This window comes from Lactococcus sp. (assembly GCF_036648155.1).
Lineage (GTDB): Bacteria > Bacillota > Bacilli > Lactobacillales > Streptococcaceae > Lactococcus > Lactococcus cremoris.
In genome coordinates this window covers 1-569 of the sequence record NZ_JAVXIY010000043.1, presented here as the reverse complement: position 1 = coordinate 569, position 569 = coordinate 1, and the positions used below count along the sequence as shown (strand labels likewise).

Below are 569 nucleotides of genomic sequence, written 5' to 3'. Positions count from 1 at the left end.
TTGATGAAGGCAAAGACAGTCACTACAGCAAGTGAAATCATCAGGTTAATAAAAGCGTTGACAGCAACTGAAAAAACGATAACTGATTTTGAAAAATTCACTTTTCGAAGCATATCCCCACGACTTACGACCGAGAGCATTCCAATGCCTGTTGTTTCACCAAAGAAATTCCAAATGGTTATCCCTAAAAGTAGTGCTACAGCAAAGTGAGGAGTTCCTTCACCAAAACGCATGAAACGTACAAATACAAGATACATAATCAAGAAGAGCATTACGGGCTTGAGTATTGACCATAAATAACCAATAGCACTCCCTTGATATCTAAGTTTGAAGTCTGTTTTAATCAGTTCTTTAAGTAGAATTTGATTTCTACGGCTGAAGAAATTCATTTATTTTTTTCCTTTATATGCAAATTTTGTAAGAATCAGAGTACGGAAGATTTTTGTATGGTAACTTTTATTCTTTCGTAAATTGTACTGATTGAGTGTGAGGCGTCGCTTTTCTTTTGGCATGTTGAGCAAATCAACATAATCTTGGATAAGCGCCTTGTTTGACACTGATAACTTATC

At 35.5% G+C, this 569-nt stretch carries 1 protein-coding gene and 1 pseudogene; both read right to left on the bottom strand.

The window, feature by feature from the left end; genetic code table 11:
* Window positions 1–389 (bottom strand): ABC transporter permease (locus RSC39_RS12025; RefSeq protein ID WP_332537475.1); only part of this gene is annotated, 389 nt, incomplete at its 3' end.
* Window positions 390–569: pseudogene (locus RSC39_RS12020) on the bottom strand (glycosyltransferase family 2 protein); the annotation flags it as partial. It lies immediately after the preceding gene.